The organism is Nonomuraea aurantiaca (assembly GCF_020215705.1).
Taxonomy (GTDB): domain Bacteria; phylum Actinomycetota; class Actinomycetes; order Streptosporangiales; family Streptosporangiaceae; genus Nonomuraea; species Nonomuraea aurantiaca.
In genome coordinates, this window is record NZ_JAIWNB010000024.1 from 1495 (window position 1) to 20504 (window position 19010).

Sequence of the window (19010 nt, forward strand, 5' to 3'; positions counted from 1 at the left end):
GACACCGTGACGATCGCTCACTTCGGTACTCTTCGAAGCGGCTAGGGCGATCGACTGCCGCGCGGCTTCCGGTGCTCGGGCCTGGCGGCCCTGCGCTCCGGGTCCACTTGCCACCGGATGACGTGGCGGGCCAGTGCACTGTCATCTAGAGGAGCTTGTGACCTGCGGCGCTGAATCGCGCTTTCCTGTCTTGTCATCTGATCCAGTTCACGGTCTTGTTGTTTCCTGGATTATTAAGCAAGAGCATGATCCGTGAGGATCACCAGCGTCACGCGGCATGTTCTTCCGGTGTGGCTGTCGCACGTACGCCTTGCAAGACCAAGACGATGGCGTCGACGCTAGCTTCGGAAAACAGGTCCTCGGGTCCGCGAGGAGCGAGGGCGGTAAACGGCGACTCGTAAAGGGCTTCGACCTCCATAATGCCGTTCTTGGCCAGGTAGTCGATCAGGAGGCGGAGGAAGTGGAGTTGGCTGGCGGTGAGGTTCTGGCCAGCCTGGAACTGGTCGAACGCCCTGGAGGCGGCCTCGCGGTCCAGGCCTGTGAGCGAGCGGAGGAACACACCTAGGCCGTCGTGCTCAGTCTTGGCCTGCTCGATATCGGCCTCGGTGCCGAAGCCGTTCACGATAAAGATCTGCTCCAGCTCTTCAAGGTCGACGGTAGTGATCTGCTGGTTGCGGCGAAGCTTCTGCACCGCCAGCTCGTTCTCGTGGCTGCGCAGGTAAGTGCGCACCTTGGACTCGAACCGCGACTTGTCCGTGCCCAGCACGACACCCTTGATCTCGGTCATACCCAGTTCACCGAGTTCGTCTTGGAAGTCGGTGTACACGATGCCACGTTTCACCTTGGGGATGAGCTTTGCCAGCCCACGCAGACGTCGCCGCATCGACTCCAGCATGGGCAGGGTGACGTCCTCCCACCACGAGTCGGTGGTGAGGTCCTCAAGGAGTTCCTGCTGCTGCCGGACGGCGGGGATGGTCAGTGTGGTGGGATCGAGCAGCGCCGAGGCGATCTCCTGAACCTGGGTGCAGAGTCGCAGATAGCTCGCATCGGCCTCCACCTGGGCCAGTTGGAGCCGCAGTGCCAGAAGGTCGAAGCGCTTAGCCTCTTGGCTGTTCTCGTCCTCACGGAACTCCGTGGGAAGCGACGCGAGCGCTTGGGTGATCTCTGTGTGCTTCTCCAGGGTGATCTTCTGCCAGTGGGCCGACTCCCTATAGGTCTCGACCTCGCGCAGGTGACGGCGAACCTCGACGTTGGCCGGGTTCATGTTCGCTACCTCGATCTGCAGCCGCTCGGCCAGACTCCAGCGCAGATCGGCCACGGTCTTCGTCTCGGCGTGCGTCTTCTCTGCAGGGGGTGTCAGGTTGAGGTTCTGCTGGTCCAGGTTGAGCAGCAGGTCCATTCGATGCTTGAACAGCCGTTCACTGAGAGAGGGCTGAAGCCTGCCTTCGGCGGGAGCCAGGTCCTGGTTGAAGAACTCGAAGTTCTGGCATAGGTCGAAGACGAGGAAGCCGCTCTTGTCCTGGTTCGGACCGAAGAGGTCGGGGCAAATCCGGGTGCCACGTCCGATCATCTGCCAGAACTTCGTCTTGGACCGCACCATCTTGGCGAAGACCAGGTTGACGACCTCGGGGATGTCGATCCCGGTGTCGAGCATGTCAACGGAGATCGCGATGTGCGGGGCCTTGTTCTTGTCAGAGAACTTGTCGATGAGGTCCTGGGCGAGAACCTTCTTGTGCGTGATGACCTGCGCGAACTCGCCGCGATATTCGGGGAACAGCGTGTCGAAACGCTGGACGATGAACTCGGCGTGGTTGTTGTTCCGGGCGAAGATAATCGTCTTGCCGAGCCGGTCCCCACCTTCCACCTTTGCGCCGTAGGTCATCAGCGTCTCAAGGGTCTTGTCGATGGTGTCCTTGTTGAAGAGGAACTTGTTCAACTCGTCGGCACTGATCTCGCTGGGGACATCGTCGTTCTCATCCCAGTCGGCCGCGTCCCACGCCTCCTTCTCCTCTTCCGACAGGTCGTCGTATTTGATGCCCTTGCGCAGGAACTTCAGCGGCACGTCCACCCCACGCGGAGCGACGAGATACCCCTCCGACACAGCCTCATCCAAGCCGTATACGTCGGTGGGCACCCCGTCTTCGAGGTTGAACAGCCGATAGGTGTTGCGGTCGATCTCCTCTCGCGGGGTAGCGGTGAGTCCAACCAGCAGCGAGTCAAAATAGTCGAAGAGCATGCCGTACTTCTGGTACACCGACCTGTGCGCCTCGTCGATAACGACGAGATCGAAGTAGCCAGGTCCGAACCTGCGCAGGCCGTTACTGGTCTCGTTGATGAGCCCCATCATGGTCGGGTATGTCGAGACGTAGACCCGGCCATCGGTGTTCTTGTCGTTCAGCAGATTCACTGTCGGCACCCCGGGCAGGTGCTGTTTGAACGCGTTGGTGGCCTGGGTGACCAGTGCCTGCCGGTCGGCCAGGAACAGCACCCGCTTCACCCAGCCGGCCCGGATTAGCTGGTCGACGAGGGCGATCACGGTCCGGGTCTTGCCCGAACCGGTCGCCATTACCAGGAGGGCCTGACGCAAGTGATCCTTTTCGAAGGCGTCGTCGATACGGCGGATCGCCCGGCTCTGGTAGTGGCGGCCAGCGATCTCCTCGTTGACCGTTTCAGTGCCCAGCGGACGACGACTGCTCGGCCGGTGGATCAGGGTGCGAAGTTCGTCTTTGGTGTAGAAACCCAGGATCTTGCGCGGCGGATAGTTTAGATCGTCCCAGATGTAGGTCTCGTAGCCATTGGTGTAGAAGATCACCGGCCGCTGACCGTACTTCTGCTCCAGGCAGCCGGCGTACGCTTTGGCCTGGTGCTGGCCCGCTGTGGCGTCGCTGGTGGTGCGCTTGGCCTCGACCAGTCCCAGTGGCTTGCCGTTGTCATCCCACAGGACATAGTCGACCTTGCCCTTCCCGCTGGGAGTGGGCATCCCTGTGACCGGGAATTCTCGGTCCTCCGGCTTGTCGAGCGGCCAACCTGCCTCGTGCAGCAGCAAGTCGATAAGGAGGTCCCGGGTCTCGGCCTCGTTATAGTCGTGAGTGTCCGGGACCTTAGCGTTCACGGCCTTCGCCGCCTTGATCTCGGCGCGCAGCTGAGCCAGCTCGGCGTCCAAGTCCTGGCTCTTGCGGCGCTCCTTGGCGAGCTCGGCCTGCTGCTTGCCGAACTCCTCGGCCATCGCCTGAATCTCGGCCTGCTTCTTCTGCCGGACGTCGGCGGGCACAGGCTTGGGAATCAACGCCTGATCGAAGGCCAGCCCGGCGGCGGGTAACGCGTCCTGATTCCGGGCATACTGCCGGGCGATCCAGTACATGACATGAAACAGCTCACCCACGATCCGGACGGAGTCCGCGGTGGCCACCGGCCCGTGCTTGTGTACGGCAGTGTTGCCCTGGCGCCGGATAAGGTCCATCTTCGTACGGATCGCCGGGCCGACCAATTTCACCATAGTCGGCTCGGTAATCAACGCCGAAAGGTCGTCACGATACGGCAGCTTGAGCGTCTCGTCGGCCTTATAAAGCCAGGTGACTGCCAGTTCCAGGGTCCGGCGGGCGTAAAAGCACGAGACGCGCGGGTCGGCGACTGCGAGCCGCTCCGCGCGTGTCGCACCGTCGTACAGGTCGGCCCACTCTGGCTCAGACTGGAGGAACGCGAAGTTGCCCAACGAGACACCTCACCCAGGAAGGCTTCAGATGTCTCGATTGTTCCACAAATTTCCACGGAACGCGCGCTGTTGTACAGAAGCGAACAACTCATTCAACTTGTGCAGCTCAGACGTATGGAGTGCCTTCAGACGTTCGATAGTGTCGATCCGCTGAGAGAACTCGGCCTGTAGAGCTGTCGGCGGGAGTTCGACAGGCAACTCCATCAATCGAGCCTTTGAAATGTTTGGCATCGAGCTTGCGCTGCCACTAGCGAGCGCCTGCACTGTTTTCCGCTTGCCTGGATAGATCAGAAGGCGATGGAGATAGACTTTCAGTAGCGGAGCACTTTTTTTGATTACTATCCGAAAAATGAGATCGGGGAGAAGGAGTTGAGGTGGTGTTTGGTGAACAAGGGCACACGCTGCCACTAGTTCGAGAGTATTTTTTCGAGAGAAGAGCAGGTCGCCCGACTTCACTTCGTTCTGTGGATCCTGCGCCACCCCCGACGGAAGGGCTTTGTTCTGGTACGGCAGGTATTCACAGGATGTAATGGCGCCAAGCTTGAGGACGCCCCATTCATTTCCCTCGACTGGTCGGTCAAGGCACTGTGGGCTATTTCCGCTATCAATTCGGTCGATCAGCTGCCGCAAGGGTACTCTCGGCCACATTCGGTCGTTTCGGACTGGATCGCCGAACATGTCGAGGAAGATGGACCGGGTAAGGTCATCGAGGAGTGCGATCGCCTCCCGGCGCTTGGCACGCAGAGCGTCTGCCTGATCCAGCACTTCAGCTATCAGTCGCTGCTCTGGAATCGGAGGGACCGGAATTTCGATCTGGTCAAACATTTTCTGATTGATCTTAAATGTTCCGTTTGTCGTTCGCGCCAAAGCCTCGATCTGACGTCGTACGATTACACTGTTCCAGAGGAATTCCAAGAACCGCGGCTCGATTTCAGCGCCAGGCCGAGCAGCGATCATGGTATCAGGAAAGGTAGTGTCTTCCATGTCGCGCGTCGGGAAGAAACCGCGACCCACGAGCCCGATGTTGCCGTTTCCTCGACAAATCAAGAGATCGCGGCTATCTACCGATTGATTCAGCGGCGGGCTCGAATTAAATGTTGCGACCTTGAATGCGCTCTCTTTAAACCTATCGCCCGTGATGGCAGATAGCGTCAACACCTTAGCCAGGACGGTTCCTCCATTAGATGGCGAGAGGCCATTTTTTGGGGAACCGCTGAGTACATCCGAAAGTGTCTTGACCTGCCATTTTCTTGCCATCGTCACGAGAGCAGCCCCTTCAGCTGGGACATTCCCTGTTGAATGTCCGCTTCGATTTGCTCCAAATCCTCTAGAATCTCCAAAGGGCGGCGATACTCCACATCTTCGTGCACGATTTCCTTGTACCGAGCCAGGCTAAGGTCATAATCTTTCGCGACTATGTCGGCCTTGGGAACGCAGAAGCTCTGCTCTGTCCGGGCTCGCTGCTGCTCGCTGGCATTGCGGCGAGCCCAACGGGCGAGGACGTCCGGGAGGTTGTTCTTGACCTGATCGGCCTCATCGAGCAGGGCGGTCGGTGTCGCGCCGAGCTTGTCCTCGGACAGCAGCGGGGTGCGCTTGTCGTCGAGGCTGAACCCGTCGGCGGTGACTTCGTAGAACCAGACGTCGTCGGTGCCGCCGCTGTTGGTCTTGGTGAAGAACAGGATGGCGGTGGAGACCCCGGCATACGGCTTAAAGACGCCACTGGGCAGCTTGACCACGGCGTCTACCTTGTGGTCGTCGATCAAGATGCGACGGAGTTCCTTGTGTGCCCCGGTGGAGCCGAAGAGCACACCTTCCGGCACGATGACCGCCGCACGCCCACCAGGCTTGAGGAGCCGGAGGAACAGTGCGAGGAAGAGCAGCTCGGTCTTCTTGGTCTTGACGATCCGCTGCAGATCCTTGGCGGTGGTCTCGTAGTCAAGGCTGCCAGCGAACGGCGGATTCGCGAGGATCATCGAGTAGCGCTCAGCCTCGTCGGCGACGTTCTCAGCCAGCGAGTCACGATAGCGGATGTCCGGCTGCTCGATCTCATGCAGCAGCATGTTCATGCTCGCGATGCGGAGCATGGTGCTGTCGAAGTCGAAGCCGTGGAACATGCTCTGGTTGTAGTGCTGCCTCTGGGCAGGAACGAGCAGCGCGTCCCTGTGGGCGCGGGCGACGTACTCGGCGGCCGCGACAAGGAAGCCGGCCGTACCACAGGCCGGGTCGCAGATCTCGTCGTTCGGTCCGGGAGCCATCATCTCGACCATGAGCTGGATGATGTGCCGGGGCGTACGGAACTGGCCATTCTGCCCGGCGGTGGCGATCTTGCCGAGCATGTACTCGTAGAGGTCGCCCTTGGTGTCTTGCTCGCCGAGGGGGATGTCGTCGAGCATGTCGACGACCTTGGTCAACAGGTTCGAGTTGAGGATGGTGAAACGGGCGTCCTTCATGTGGTGTGAGTAGGTGGACTCATCGCCACCTAGACTGCGCAGCCAGGGGAAGACGCCGTCCCGCACCGTGACAAGCATCTTGTCCGGGTGCTCTTCGGTGAACTTCGACCAGCGGAGGAAGTTCGTCTCCTCCGTGTAGATCGGGTTCTCGATCGGCTTGCCGGTGCGGTTGGCCTTGCGCTCCTTCGTGGTCTGCAGGTCCTCCATGCGCCGGAGAAACATCAGGTAGGTGATCTGTTCGATCACTTCGAGCGGGTTTGAGATTCCGCCCGACCAGAAGGCGTCCCAGAGCCGGTCAATCTTGTTCTTGAGCTCACCCGTAATCACGCTCGGAGCCTAGTGGAACAGGACGACAGGTTCCTTCTCCTCGCGCAAAGCGATGGCGGACAGGGGGAAGCGAGATAGCGGGGCGTAAGCTCTGGGCTGCCGCACCGCTTCCGGGCTCGGGCCTTAGCGGCGTGCGCTCTGGGTCGGCTTGCCACCGGATGACGCGGGTTGCTCGCTGTGCGAGCGGGGGCATACGGGAGACGATCACGCAAGCAGTGCAGATCGATAACCTATATTGCCCCTGGTCAGGCAACATTTCACTGCCGTTTAACATGCACTCTCCTAATGAGGGCGTGTCGCATCACCTGACACTTCAGACCAATCCCGGCAATTCGGTTGCTGCGGAAGGCGGAGCGCAGTCCAATGGCCTTAACGCCCTGGTACGAAGCTTGATCGTCGCACCCGAAGGAGTCACATATGACTCGGGAGCAAGTGGAACAGGCCTTACGCCGAGCCGAGCAACTCACCGATCAAGCCATGCCGGGCCTCGACCAGGCGATCGCGCTCATGGCGCAGAACGTCTGGACCGGCCCGGCTGCTCAGCGCTTCGCTGACGAACTGACCGCTCAGCGCCAAGCCCTGATCGGGGCGTGCGCCGAGGCGGTAGACGAACTCCGGGCATTGTTAGCCCGTACGCCAGCGGACGGCCCCGGCTAGCCATGGGCCAGTTGGAGGGCATGGTCCCTGATGGAGTCCGTAGCCTGAAGGACGCGCTGCGCCGGACCGAATCATCGCTGGACTCCATCGGTGAGGAGTTATGGAACATACTGCGCGGGGGATGGCTATCGACCGCATCAGCCGACACGATCCGTCAAGTAGCGGCGTGGGCTGGAACCCAGGGGCCTGAGATCAATAAGCGGCTGCTGCTTCTGGAGCGCATGGAGCTGGACAAGCCGGAGCTGTTCGGCGCGGGCAAGCCGCCGATCTCGGTCGACGACTCTGTATTCGCTCCCGGAGCGGTTCTGCCCACGACAGGAGGTTTCTGGGATCGCGTCGGCCAGCAGCTCCAGGCCACCTTCGACCCGAACCTGAACTCCGGCGACTCGCTGACGGAGGCGGTCAAGGGCACGGTGGAGAGCGTGGCCGGCATGGGGAAGATGGTGATCGACTACTCTCCCACTCGGGCGGTCGTCGACTTCATGGGCTGGCAACGCAGCGTAAATGACATGGCCCAAGGCCTGCTCTACGGCATCCAGAACCCGGCTGAGTTCGCCAAGTCGGCGCTGGACTGGGATACCTGGGCCTCAAATCCCGAGCGAGCATTCGGCCGCCTCATCCCGGACATCGTGGCAGCCATCACCACGGCCGGCTCCAGCGGCGCAGTCTCCGGAACCAAACAGGCCGTGGGTGCGCTGGGCAAGGCGGCCAAGAGCGTGATAAAACCCACGCCGTCGGCCAAGCTCTCGCACTACGGAGAGCGTTTCGAACTCAAGGGGAAGGAGGTGCCACCGCTGTTCCGGGGAGACGGCCGGACACTGGACAGGATCTTCGAGAACGGTATGACCGCGCGCGACCCGGATATGAGCATCGAAGAGCACCTCTCCGGCGAGAACGGCCTGATCGCCGCCTCGAAGAGCAAGAACGTCGCCAGGGGGTTCGCCGTCGGACACAAGGGATACATCTTTGAGATCGATGACCGCGGAAACGGCATGGAAGTAAAGTACGGCCCCGGCTTCAAACACCTCAGAGGCGAGCAGGAGGTCGTGTTCAAGCGGATCGATCCATCGCAGATCAGAGGAGCCTGGAAGCCAGGCAAGTACGGGAGCGCTGACGACGTCTGGATTCCGAACCCCCACTACGTGCCGAGGTGAGCATGTACAACCTCGAATTGGTCAACTTGGCGAACGAATCCCTTCTGCCATGCCAGGTGACAACACAGACCGATGGAGAGACGTACGAGCTCCGGCTGACTTGCGCAAGCGCTTCGCCGATCAGGGTCCACTCGTCGATCGACTTCGAAGACGCCTTGCGACAGCTGAGAGCAGAGCTGGAACAGCAGAACCTGCTGTTGCTCTGCAACAGGTACCGCCGCAATGCGTTCGTCTCCTCTATGTCACGTCAAATGAGTGAGGGCCTATCGTGCTACCTGGTCGTCGCCGGGGAACCCGTATCGCCGGAACTGCTCGCCGATAGCCTCGGGCCCGCGCTCAGGAGCGATGTCGTCACCGCCGAGGAGGCGTCGAAGTTCATCAATGAATGGATCGCCAGCTTCGACGACTGACGAGTCTCTTCGGACAGGTCATCGGCTCTTGGTCGGTGTCTTGCCGACACGCCGCCACGAGGAAGCCACCAGCCGCGGATCTTGCTAACGCCGATGCTAACAACGCCCCTGGACACTGGCGTACGCCCCTGGAAGATGATCAAGCTGAAGAAGCCGCCGAGCAGGCACTTCCGACAGTGGTAGATCTCCGTGGACGATCTCGAACTGGCTACGGATCAGAAGGTTGGGGTTTCGAGTACCTCCGGCCGCACACACGCTGAGAGGCCCTCCGGGATCATCCTGGAGGGCCTTTCGCTTGCCCACCCGTCACCCGATTCGGTGGTTGGCCGATGGACGGCAGGTGCGAAGTCACATTTTTGCGGCGGCGACCTGCCGGGCCATGTAGCCCACTGCTGCCCTTGCAGCTATAGCCTCCCTACGCAACGCGCCGAGCGGTATGGCACGTCGCTATTGGTGGGGAAGACGGCCGTCGGCATCCTGTGTAGCGAAGGCTTGGTGCTCAGCGACGCCACGGTCGCCGAAGGTTTCCTGCTGGAGGCCGACACTGACGAGATCAAAGCCCTCGCCACCGCCGCGTACCACGCCGCCCACGGCCGAACCTCGTAGAGGATCGGCAGCGGCTTGGCAACGTACATGATCACTTTCAGGTGGTCTCACTATGACCGTTCGTCGTGCCCCTGAAGGAGCTACGTGAGCGCGGCCTGATCCGCAGCGTCCACGGCAAGGGCACCTACGTGCAGTTGCCCAACTCTTCCGCTGGCAGCGCCAAGGAGTGAGCTCTGCTGTACAGCAACCAGTACGGCACCGCCCAGCGACCACCTGAAGGAGCTTGCTACTCATGAATCCCTGGAGCTGATCGAGAAGGCGTCTGCCCCCTGTAGCGGAGCGATCTCTCAGATGATGCGGACTCTGGGGCGCGAGGGGAGCCGACGGGTAACGTGGGGGCATGAGCGCGCAGCCTGTCCATGATCCTCGATACGATCCGGAAGCGATTCTTCGGGCGCTGCCGGAGAAGTGGCGTCCGGTGTTCCTGGCCCAGTATCACGAGGCGTGGGAGGCAGCGCGTGAGCCGGGTGAATACCATCGCCTGCCCGAGGTCCTCAACCTTTGGTGGCTGAACTCGATCGCCTTCTCCGATCCCACGTACGATCAGCGTGCTGAGGAGGCGGCCCGGAGCGCAGGCGAGGTCGTGGCGTTTGAGGAGGCGATTCCCGACTGGGAAGAGCGTCTGGCGCGGGCGCGGCGTACGTGAGCTTTCGCCCGGTTCTGTCTGCTTCGGCGTTGGCGAGGATGAAGGACTTTCCCGATGCTGCCCTGACGGCTCTGGTTGAGCGGACGGCCGATCTGCTGGAGGAGCCGTGGGATGCGCAGGTGCTGTATCCCGGACGTACGGACTACCGGCAGGCCACCTTCGGTGATTATGGCCTGCTCCACTTCCACGTCGATGAAAAGGCTGAGCTGATCACCATCTATGAGTTGGTCTGGGCTGGTTGATCAGCTGGACCCTGGGGCGCATGAAAGACGATGTCTATTCGGGTCACCACTGGCGTTTCCTGTACGAGGGCGTCTTTGACCACGAGGGCGACGGGCTGGGCGACATGCTGCTGCGGTGGCTGGACGAGCATCCGGGGCACGTGGCGGAGGTGCGGGAGGCGGGCCAGCCCGAAAGTCACCTGATCCCTCTGGGGAAGCCTCCAAGGAGGGGATACAGCTCGCTGGTGCGGTTGTATGCCGTGAACCGCATCCTCGACCTGCTCATCCTGAACTACCAGGATCAACCGGATGATTCGGCAGCGAGCCCGGACGAGGCTTACCCACCGGTCGGCATCTATCCCGCCTTCTGTGAGGCGCTGGGCGCCGACCGGATCGGCAGGCGGGGCTTCCATCCGTTCTTCCACGAGGTCGTCGAGGTGCGGCCGGTCGACGATCCCGACGAGCCGCCCTCGATCGTCGAGGAGCGCTGGCCCGGTTACATGATGGGATCGATGCTGCTGATGCGGGCCGGGGTGGTCGTCACCGCCGGGGCACGGCATCTGGTCGCGGGGGTCGCCGATCGCTCCACCCTGTACTGGACCTTCTGGCGCCGGTCACGATCTACCCGTGACCTCTCGCACGGTTGGGGGAGCAACTCACAGTGGGGAACTGACTTCCGCCGCGACTATCTGGTCGACGGCCGATTGCACTACAACGTGGACGAGGCCCTGAATCCGCACCACGAGGAGCGGGGAGACGACGAGGACCTCGGCCCGGCGTCGATGATCGAGATTGTCCGGTACCGGTGCAGCACCGTCGTCGATCACGGTGATGACCTCTTCCCCTACAACGATCACCATGTCGAGCCGGCCCCTGCGGACTAACGCGAGGGTAGGCACCCCGGGCCCTGCCGGAAGGCGTGGAATCGATGAAGAGGACCTCATCCGAGCCGTGGCCGCGGGGGTGTCATACAGCAGTGCCGTACAGCAACACCGCTTCACACAATCACACGTCACCGGTCCGCATCTACCGCCTGACCAGGCCGGGGCGCTCTTGACGAGGCGTCTACCCTACTTCAGGGAATCGCCCCTACAAGCTCCGTTCGAACGAGACTCTGCCCTTCAGCCCGTTCCCCCGGCAGGGACCGTAGCCCGTTGGGTTATTCTTCTTCGTCCTGTTGCTCGGTATCGCCTCCCATGCGTGCACGGGAACCACGGAACACTGCCACCAGACTTTTTCCTTCGAGGTGTAGGGAACCTGGTCGGGCGTCAGCGCGCCATTGCGGGTGGGGTGGAATTCTGCGGCGACAGGATGATCACTGAGCATGCGGCGGGTTTCCCGCCGGGCTCTTGCTGGATGTCACGAGCATGCTCTCTTCTTGATCAGCAGGAGGGAAACGAACGATCAGGAGAATGCTGACGCCGCGATCACGTCCGATCCCGTTGGCTGACCTCGGCAGCGTAGGCGGCCCAGTCCCCGGCAGACGCCTTTTGCCACTGGACGGCGACCTTAATGTGGACGCCGAGCATCCGGGCGAGGATCGCAGCGGGGAGTTCGGTTGCGAGAGTGAACAGTGCGGAGGAGCGATCCTGTTTGGGCGGATACCGATCTCGTGAATGGGGGGTAGGTGCTGAATTGGGCGCTTTAGCGCGGTCTTGTGGTCGATGTGACCGTTAAATGACCGTCTTAGTAGCGCGCAATGCGGCTGGAGGTCATTTCCGACCGGGTCGGCGCCAGTTCAGGCACCGGCCTCGAGCACGGCGAGGTCGCGCACCGCATAACGGTGATGCTCGGCCTCTTCCTTCAGCACCACCGTGAGGCAGCGGCGCACGACGTACTCCTGGTCGGGATACGGGTCCGCCGGCCTGCGACCGCATACCCGATCGAGCTCGGCCTCGGTGAGCCCGTCGACGACACGCCGCATCGTGGCCATGCGGGCGAGCCGCGGCGCGAGCACCTCGTCGAGCGTCGGGGTGGCTTCGAGGGTGAGACCGAGCTTCGCCGCTGCGTCGGGCGGCATCCCGCCGTGAGGGAGGCCCAACGGGTGGTACGGCGCTTGCTCCTCCAGCACGGCATTGCCGAGCCAGGCATCGCCGGCGAGTAGCAGGTGCCGTTGGGTCTCGACCAACGACCACTCGCCGTTGACCTGCTCGTGCAGCTTGGCCTCGGGCAACAGCCTGGCGCGGTCGAGTGTCGCCGCCCACATCGTCTCGATGGCATCCCAAGCAGCCCGATAGTCGTCGGGGGACGCGGCGTCACGCGCCAGCACCCGCGTGGGGTGCCGCTGGTCGAGCTCGGCCTCGACATAGGCGGTCACGTCGACGTCGTTGACGACGAGACGCTCGAAGTCGCCACCGAGGTAGACGTCGCTCCCATAGCAGTCGACGATCTTCAGACCGCTGACCTCGCAATCGCGGATCTCGAGACCGGCAAGGTCGCACAGGTGGATGCGGGCACCACGGAACTGGTCACTCTGGGCGTACTCAGCAGCCATCGAGGCAGTCTTCCGCACCCGTCCCGCCCGCGCCACCTTCGGCAACCAAGTTTCGGGGCCGACTGTGTGGAACGTGCTCACGCTCGCGTCCCGCTTCGCTTGGGCAACATAGGCCAGCCGCGGGGCGCCGATCGCCCGCAACCAAGGGGGCGCCCGCCGAAGTCAGGCGATCGACGGCCGGTCTACTTGTCGTCCTTCGCGCGTCTCGACGTGCCGTTCTTTCCGTGTTCGGCCGGTAGCTGGGTCCATCCATGAAGACCCGGTACCTGGAGTTGATCAGTCGGTCCAGGAGCGATTCGGCGACGACGGGGTTGGGGAACAGCTTGTACCACTCCTCCGGTGCCCGGTTCGAGGTTATGATCATGGATTTGCCGGAGCGTTCGCTGATCAGCTCATAAAGTCGTCGGCTTGGGTGGCGGTGAGCTCGAGCACTGTTTCATGCGGCGATCTTGCTAACGCATCTGCTAATAACGACCTTGGACTGCCCTGGACGACTGTGGGCTTTCCGTTCGCCCGACCGCGCCGTAAGCAGGGACTTCGGCTGCTCGCGTACAGGCGTGGACACTCTTGACCTTGCTACGGATCAGCAGGTAAGGGTCAGAGGTCTCTCGGCCGCGCCCAGCTCAAAGCCCCTCCGGGGCGGGGCTGCGTACATCGGTGAGAGCGCGTGCAACCTGGCCGCCATGCACCGCCGGTACGTGGTCACAATGGTGTCCAGGTCGTCCGGCGACAGGGTTCGGTGGTTGGAGAACTTCACTGCTCGCCCCCGCGCGTCGATGAAGAGTACCGACGCGCCCGGGAGTGCCCTGTTGGCACAGTGCTCCGGTGCCAGCATTGCAACGTCCTACCGACGGTGGGGCGGCAAGGTGAAGATGGTGATCACGGTCGTGAAGGCGAGCAAGCCCACGCCGCCTGAGGAGATGGACACCGGCTCGTTGCCCGGCGACCTGGTGGCGGTGCCGAGGCCGTTCACCGGGCTGGCCCAAGCCGTACTTGTGGACGCCGATCTGCGTGCCGCCTTCCGCGAGCTAATGATCGAACCGGATCCGGGGGTCAGCCGCCGGGCGCTGCGCCGCTATGTGGAGGCCGGGCTGATCCGGCCGGGCAAGCCGGGTGCTGATCGGCCCGCGCTGGTGGTCGAGGTGTTGTGGCTCGGTAAGACGCCGGGGTGGCCGAACGACGCGGACGATGTCGGGTTGCCGCTTCTCCTCGACGAAACGCCGTAATCTGCGACACTCAGGATATGTGGCGCACGGCGTACGCGTTCGGCGAACTCTTTGGAATGCTGCGTGTTCTTCGTTTCCTTCCGGTGCGGGTGGGCTATTTTCGGAAACTTCGCCCCGCTCTCGCCCATTCTTCAGTTTCCGGGTATGTCACCGCCCTGCGCCGCGACGGGGTGGTGATTATTCCTGATTTCCTGGACGCGGAGACGATCGCCCGGATGCGCGCGGCGGTGCCGGATTCGGCGGAGTTCGACGAGTCGCCCGAAGGCGACGGCGCGCTGCGCTACCCGAAGGCGGCCGAGATCGAGGCCTTCGCCCCGTTCTTCGGTGAGGAGACTGTGCCGTCCATCGTGCGTGGCTACCTGTCCCGGACGGCCGAGCCGGTGCGGCGCACGGTCGGGCTGAAAGTACGCACCGGCAGCATCCCGACCTTCGAGACGAGCTACCACATCGACACGTGGAAGCTACGTGTGAAGGCCTGGCTCTACCTGGAGGATGTCGGCCCGGAGAACGCCCCGACCGTCTACCTGAAGGGCAGCCACCGGGGTGCCTGGCGGCTGCTCCACGAGGCCCGCCACCACGACTGGTTCCGGGTAGATGAGGAGGGCTTCGCCGACGAGGACGTACTCTACGTCGGCGCGTTATGGCCGCACGAGGTGGCCCGCCTGCGCGCCGCCTACGGCTTCGAGGAGGTCGTCTGCACCGGCAGGGCGGGCACGTTGCTGCTGTTCGACGGCCGTGGCCTGCACCACGCGACCCCCCTGGAGGCGGGGCGGCGGTTGATCCTCACGAGTTACTGGGTTCATCCCGATGCCTGACTGGATCCGGCCGCCCTCGGGCGACGGACCGAAGGTGATCATCCACTCGACGACCGACCTGAGGGGCGACGCGCAGTCGCCGGGCGATCCGGGCGCGTACGTCGAGGCCCGTTCGGTCTACCTAGCCCGGCCTGGAGACCTGGTGGTGGGCCGGGGGGCCGCGTTCCGCGAGGCGCTGGCCTTCCACGGCGCGCGCGGTCTGGAGGTGCCGCGCCGCCACTACCACCTGTCCCACGACCTGCTCACGGCCCGTCCGCCGACGCTGCTCGGTTGGTCGCGGTTTTCCGTGTACGCCCTGGACGACCCCACCATCACGCTTCTGCGCTGGATTCTCGACCGGTCGGGCCTGCCGTACCTGGAGGTGGACGCCAACCCGCAGGACCTGCTGGCCACCTGGTCGGACAAGACGCTGCTGCACCCCCACGTGGATGACACCGCGGACGCGGCCACCGAACGGGACCACGCCCCGGTCCTGCGCGACCACGGCGTGGAGGTGCCCGTGCTGCCCGGATACGCCGTGCACGACCGGGCCGGCCTGCGGCGGGCCGCCCGGCTGCTCCGCGAGCGGCACGGCGTGACGCGCGGCTGCCTCAAACCGGCCCAGGGCTCGGGCGGCTACGGCATCCGGCCCGGCCTCGACTTGACCGGCGACATGTCGGTCCCGGTGAACGGCCCGCACGTCCTGGAGGCGCACCTCGACTACCTGGCCGCCCCGTCCGCCCACCTGGGCGCCGAGGGCGCGACGTTGCAGCTCATGCGCGGCACCGCGTGCGCCGGCAACGTGCTGGTCGACGCCGACCGCCACCCCGGCCTCACCCGAGCCCAGTACGCCGCGATCGGCGAGGTCATGGCCCGGCTGCCCGGCGAGCTGGTCACGATGGGCGTGGACTTCGGCGTCGGCCGGCTCGACGGCCGGGCCGGTGGCCGGGTCGTGCTGGCCGTGCAGGACCTCAACCCCACCCCGACCGCCGCCGCCCTGACCCGCGCCCACGCCCTCCGTCACAACGCGCGTTACGCGGCCACCCGGGTGCTCGTCCCCGAGGGCGGCCTGGCGGACCTGGCGCGGTACGGCGAGCCGATCGCCGCCGTGCCGGGGAAATGGGGCATGATCGCCGCCACCGGGGACAGCCCCGAGGAGGCGGTGCGGGCAGTCATGACAGGCGGTCGGCCTCGGCCGCGAACCACGCGGGCGGAATGAGCTCGGCGTTGCCCCGGGCCGCCTCGGCGGTGCGCCGCAGGTGGTGGGCGGTCGCCGCGGTGTCGCCTTCGGCCAGTGCTTTCGCGGCCTCGGCCAGGGCGCGGGCGGCCAGCGCGTCCGTGCCGCCCCACTCCTCCAGCAGGTCGGCCGCCTCGGCGGCGGTCGCCACCACCTCCGGCACCTGCCCGGCACGCCAGTACGCCCAGGTCAAGTTGAACAGGCATAGGCCCTCGACCTCGATCGTCTCGACCTTCGCGCCCTCGTGGCGGCCCAGCAGGAAGATCTGGATGGCCTCGTCGACCAGGCCGAGCCCGAGGTGAGCGATCCCCTCGATGCTGCGGACGTAGCCGATCGCCTCCGGGACACCGGAGCGTTCGTAGGTGAGCAGCGCCCGCTCGCAGGCGTCGATCGCACCCTGCCAGTCCTCCGAGACCAGGCAGACGATGCTGCGGGCGTCGGCGGCCCGGCCGCGCAGCAGGTCGTCGGGGTGACGGCCGACCAGCTCGTCCAGCTCGTCGGCGACCGCGCGAGCCAGCGCGGCGTCCCCGGCGTAGCAGTGGGTCAGGCACAGGCCGAGCAGGGCGTGCGCCTCGTGCACCCAGTCCTCGTTCTCGCGGGCGATCGCGATGGCCAGGGTCAGCGTGGTGACCGCCTTGGGGGCCTGGCGCTGCTGCCGGTGAGCCTTGCCGAGCTGGAGCAGTGAACGTTGCTGGCGCTGCAGGTCGCCGATCTCGGTAGCCACCTCAAAGGCCTGCTCCAGCAGGGTCACCGCCTGGCTGAACGGGCCGCCCCGGATGCGGGCGATGCCCAGGCCAAGGTAGTGCATGGCCATCGCCTCGGGGTCGGTCAGATGGCCTTCGAGCTGCGTGTGCATCCAGACCGCCGCCGCGACCGAGCCCTGGAAGATGAGGAACTCGTCGAAGGTGCCCAGCACCCGGGCCGCCGCGTCGAAGTCGCCGGCCTTCACGCGGTGCTCGAACTCGTAGCGCTGGAAGGTGACGTCATTGAGGGAGCGCCACTCGGCCTCGGGCACGGCCTCGGCCGCGTACCAGGAGGCGACCTTGGCGTCGAGCTCGCGCTGCCGCTCCGCCGGGAGGCGGGCGTAGATGAGGTCGGCGTCCATGGGGTGCAGGGCGAAAGTGCGGGTCGTGCGGTCGACGCCGACCAGCTGGGCGCGGGCGAGCTGGCGCAGCGCGGCGGGCACGTCCAGGCCCGGCAGTATCCAGGCTATGGCCCGAGCGGGCACCGGGCGGCCGAAGACCGAGAGTACGTTCATGACCACCCGGCCGTCGTCGTCGAGGCGGTTGTACTGGTCGCGGACCAGGTTGCCGAGCACGTCACCGCGCTGGGCGAAGGTGGCCAGCAGGTCGTCGAGCGTCGGCAGGGTCAGGTAGTCGTCCGCCAGCGCGCCCACCACAAGCTCCAGGGCGCGCGGAATGCCGTGCACCCGCTCGGCGGCCCGCGCAAGCCGGTCCGGCCGAATATCCCTGATCCCGATGTCGCCGCTTCGGTCGAGGTCGCGCAGCAGCTCGACCGCGTCGTCGGTCGGCAGCCCCTCGACGAGGTTGACCCGCACGTCGAAGCGCAGCAACTCCGGTGGCAGCGCCAGCGGGATCTGCGTGGTGACCAGCACGCACGGCGCCCGGCGGGCCCGGAACAGGATGTCGAAGAAGACACCCAGCTCGTCGTCCAGCTCGCCGCCGTCGCCGAGCTTGTCCTCCATGTTGTCGAGCAGGATGACATAACGTCCGTCGGACATCGCGGAGAACAACTCGTGGATGCGGTCGGCCAGCGACCGCTGGTTACGCCAGACGGCGTGGAGGCGGCCCTCTTCACCCTCGCCGAGCACCGAGGCGCAGTCCATGAAGATGCGTTCGATGGTGATCTCGCTGGTGCGCGTGCTGAGGCAGACGATGCCACGCGGCAGCGGGTCGTCGCCGCCGTGCGGCCAGACGCCGTTGGCCAGCAGGTCGAGTACCTTGGCGGCCAGCGCGCTCTTGCCAATGCCGCGCCGCCCGACAATGGTGATCAGCCGGGTGCCGGGGTCGCTGAGGTACTGGCTGATCAGGGCCCGCTCCCGGACCCGGTCTCGGAACAGGTCCAGTCCGAAGGCGACCGGGATGCCGATCATCCGGCACGACACCGTCGGCAGTTCCTCGGGCTCCCGGCCGGTCTCAAGGCCGAAGCGCTCGATGACGTCCTGGATGGGAGCGGTGTAGAGCAGCGGCAGCGCGCGCCGCGCGTCGCTGGCCGAGGAGCGCAACCGGGAGCGCACCTGCTCGATCAGCACGCCGATGACCACCCCGGCCGGGGACTCGACCGGGCTGCCCGAGTAGCCCTCGTAGTCGTCGGCCTCGGTGTCGACCAGGAGCTGGTGGGCTTCGAGCCGGAAGCCCTTGGCGTTGACGAACAGCCGCCGCACCGCCGCGATGCGGCCGTCGAGCAACGGGTCGTTGGGGTGCGGCTGGGTGGAGACCTGCCAGCGGGAGTTCAGCTCGGCCGGTCCCGGCCGCAACCAGAGCCCGGCCTCGTCGCGCAGGTGCAGCACAGCGACGTCCAGCTCGGGGTCCACCTCGACGCGCGCCACTTCGAGGCTCTCGCGCGGCAGCACCAGCCGGACCAGCGAGGCGTCGACCGGCTGGCCGTCCCGTCCGCGCACGACGTGATTGGCGGTCACCGCCACCCGGGGCCCGAGCGTGAACCCACACCCCCGAGGTCTGCCGTCCACCAGGATGCGGCCGACGGCGTCTTTGCGGTCGGCCTTCACCGGTCCCTGCGGTACGTGAGCGTGACCTCGAACGTCGCCCCCGCCGAGCCTCTGGTGAGGATCGCGCCGGCCTCGGCGGTCAGCGTCACGCCGAAGGTCGCTTCCAGCTCGTCGAGGAGCCAGCCGGTGACCTGCGGGATGGCCCCAACGGCCGCGGCGATGGCCTGCGCGCCCTGCTCGACCGCGCGCGCGACGTCCTTCGATCGCTCTTTGAAAGGCTCGGCGAAATTGCTGCCCCAGCCGATCTCGCGACCGTCCTCGGTCACTATCTGGACGAGAATTTCTGACATCGAGATCTCCCTGCTGAACAAGGCCCCCGCGAAATTC

At 64.7% G+C, this 19010-nt stretch carries 16 protein-coding genes and 1 pseudogene; 9 read left to right on the forward strand and 8 right to left on the reverse strand.

Features of this window, described 5'->3' with window-relative positions; genetic code table 11:
* Positions 1-268: 268 nt before the first annotated feature.
* From LDL49_RS40850 to LDL49_RS40860, 3 genes are read right to left on the reverse strand one after another with little or no spacing between them, the layout of a single operon-like run.
* Positions 269-3712, reverse strand: coding sequence for a DEAD/DEAH box helicase family protein (locus LDL49_RS40850; protein WP_225299873.1), 3444 nt, complete (start codon positions 3710-3712; stop codon positions 269-271).
* Positions 3713-3736: 24 nt separating this feature from the next.
* On the reverse strand, positions 3737-4969 hold the full coding sequence (locus LDL49_RS40855) for a restriction endonuclease subunit S (RefSeq protein WP_225300207.1): 1233 nt from the start codon (positions 4967-4969) through the stop codon (positions 3737-3739).
* 2 nt (positions 4970-4971) lie between these two features.
* Positions 4972-6489 (reverse strand): type I restriction-modification system subunit M, encoded by a 1518-nt coding sequence (locus LDL49_RS40860; RefSeq protein ID WP_225299875.1) that lies wholly within the window; start codon positions 6487-6489, stop codon positions 4972-4974.
* A 417-nt stretch (positions 6490-6906) separates the two neighbouring features.
* On the opposite strand from LDL49_RS40860, the gene LDL49_RS40865 reads away from it, so the two are divergent.
* The 6 genes from LDL49_RS40865 (at position 6907) to LDL49_RS40890 (ending at position 11067) form a co-directional block, all read left to right on the forward strand.
* Positions 6907-7146 carry a hypothetical protein gene (locus tag LDL49_RS40865; RefSeq protein ID WP_225299877.1) on the forward strand — a complete coding sequence of 80 codons (240 nt, stop codon included), beginning with the start codon at positions 6907-6909 and terminating at the stop codon, positions 7144-7146.
* Positions 7147-7166: 20 nt separating this feature from the next.
* The gene (locus LDL49_RS40870; RefSeq protein ID WP_372470597.1) at positions 7167-8300 is read left to right on the forward strand and encodes a scabin-related ADP-ribosyltransferase; all 1134 of its coding nucleotides are present in this window, start codon (positions 7167-7169) and stop codon (positions 8298-8300) included.
* A 2-nt stretch (positions 8301-8302) separates the two neighbouring features.
* Complete coding sequence (locus tag LDL49_RS40875; protein ID WP_225299880.1) at positions 8303-8710, forward strand: hypothetical protein; 408 nt, start codon at positions 8303-8305, stop codon at positions 8708-8710.
* Between the two features lie 946 nt (positions 8711-9656).
* Complete coding sequence (locus tag LDL49_RS40880) at positions 9657-9962, forward strand: DUF6247 family protein (RefSeq protein ID WP_225299882.1); 306 nt, start codon at positions 9657-9659, stop codon at positions 9960-9962.
* A 38-nt stretch (positions 9963-10000) separates the two neighbouring features.
* Positions 10001-10204, forward strand: a complete 204-nt coding sequence (locus tag LDL49_RS40885) for a hypothetical protein (protein ID WP_225299885.1) — start codon at positions 10001-10003, stop codon at positions 10202-10204.
* A gap of 20 nt (positions 10205-10224) precedes the next feature.
* Entirely contained in the window at positions 10225-11067 is an 843-nt protein-coding gene (locus LDL49_RS40890; protein WP_225299886.1) for a nucleotide exchange factor GrpE, read from the forward strand.
* A gap of 205 nt (positions 11068-11272) precedes the next feature.
* Here LDL49_RS40890 and LDL49_RS59415 read toward each other — a convergent pair whose 3' ends face one another.
* The 3 genes and pseudogenes from LDL49_RS59415 to LDL49_RS59420 form a co-directional block, all read right to left on the reverse strand.
* On the reverse strand, positions 11273-11509 hold the full coding sequence (locus LDL49_RS59415; RefSeq protein WP_225299888.1) for a zinc-ribbon domain-containing protein: 237 nt from the start codon (positions 11507-11509) through the stop codon (positions 11273-11275).
* 412 nt (positions 11510-11921) lie between these two features.
* Entirely contained in the window at positions 11922-12677 is a 756-nt protein-coding gene (locus LDL49_RS40900) for a DinB family protein (protein WP_225299889.1), read from the reverse strand.
* A pseudogene (locus LDL49_RS59420) lies at positions 12667-13074 on the reverse strand (ATP-binding protein); the annotation flags it as partial. The gene LDL49_RS40900 and the pseudogene LDL49_RS59420, both read right to left, overlap by 11 nt.
* Positions 13075-13549: 475 nt before the next feature.
* On the opposite strand from LDL49_RS59420, the gene LDL49_RS40910 reads away from it, so the two are divergent.
* The 3 genes from LDL49_RS40910 to LDL49_RS40920 are packed head-to-tail and all read left to right on the forward strand — an operon-like array spanning position 13550 to position 15916.
* A complete protein-coding gene (locus tag LDL49_RS40910) occupies positions 13550-13903 on the forward strand; it encodes a TetR-like C-terminal domain-containing protein (RefSeq protein ID WP_225299891.1) in 354 nt (117 codons plus the stop codon).
* Between the two features lie 17 nt (positions 13904-13920).
* Positions 13921-14718 carry a phytanoyl-CoA dioxygenase family protein gene (locus LDL49_RS40915; RefSeq protein WP_225299894.1) on the forward strand — a complete coding sequence of 266 codons (798 nt, stop codon included), beginning with the start codon at positions 13921-13923 and terminating at the stop codon, positions 14716-14718.
* A complete protein-coding gene (locus LDL49_RS40920) occupies positions 14711-15916 on the forward strand; it encodes a fructose-bisphosphate aldolase (RefSeq protein ID WP_225299895.1) in 1206 nt (401 codons plus the stop codon). Before LDL49_RS40915 ends, LDL49_RS40920 begins: the two co-directional genes overlap by 8 nt.
* On the opposite strand, the gene LDL49_RS40925 is transcribed toward LDL49_RS40920, so the two are convergent.
* Positions 15870-18683, reverse strand: a complete 2814-nt coding sequence (locus LDL49_RS40925) for a trypsin-like peptidase domain-containing protein (protein ID WP_225299897.1) — start codon at positions 18681-18683, stop codon at positions 15870-15872. The genes LDL49_RS40920 and LDL49_RS40925 overlap by 47 nt on opposite strands.
* The gene (locus LDL49_RS40930; protein ID WP_225299899.1) at positions 18680-18973 is read right to left on the reverse strand and encodes a CU044_2847 family protein; all 294 of its coding nucleotides are present in this window, start codon (positions 18971-18973) and stop codon (positions 18680-18682) included. Before LDL49_RS40930 ends, LDL49_RS40925 begins: the two co-directional genes overlap by 4 nt.
* Between the last annotated feature and the right edge of the window lie 37 nt (positions 18974-19010).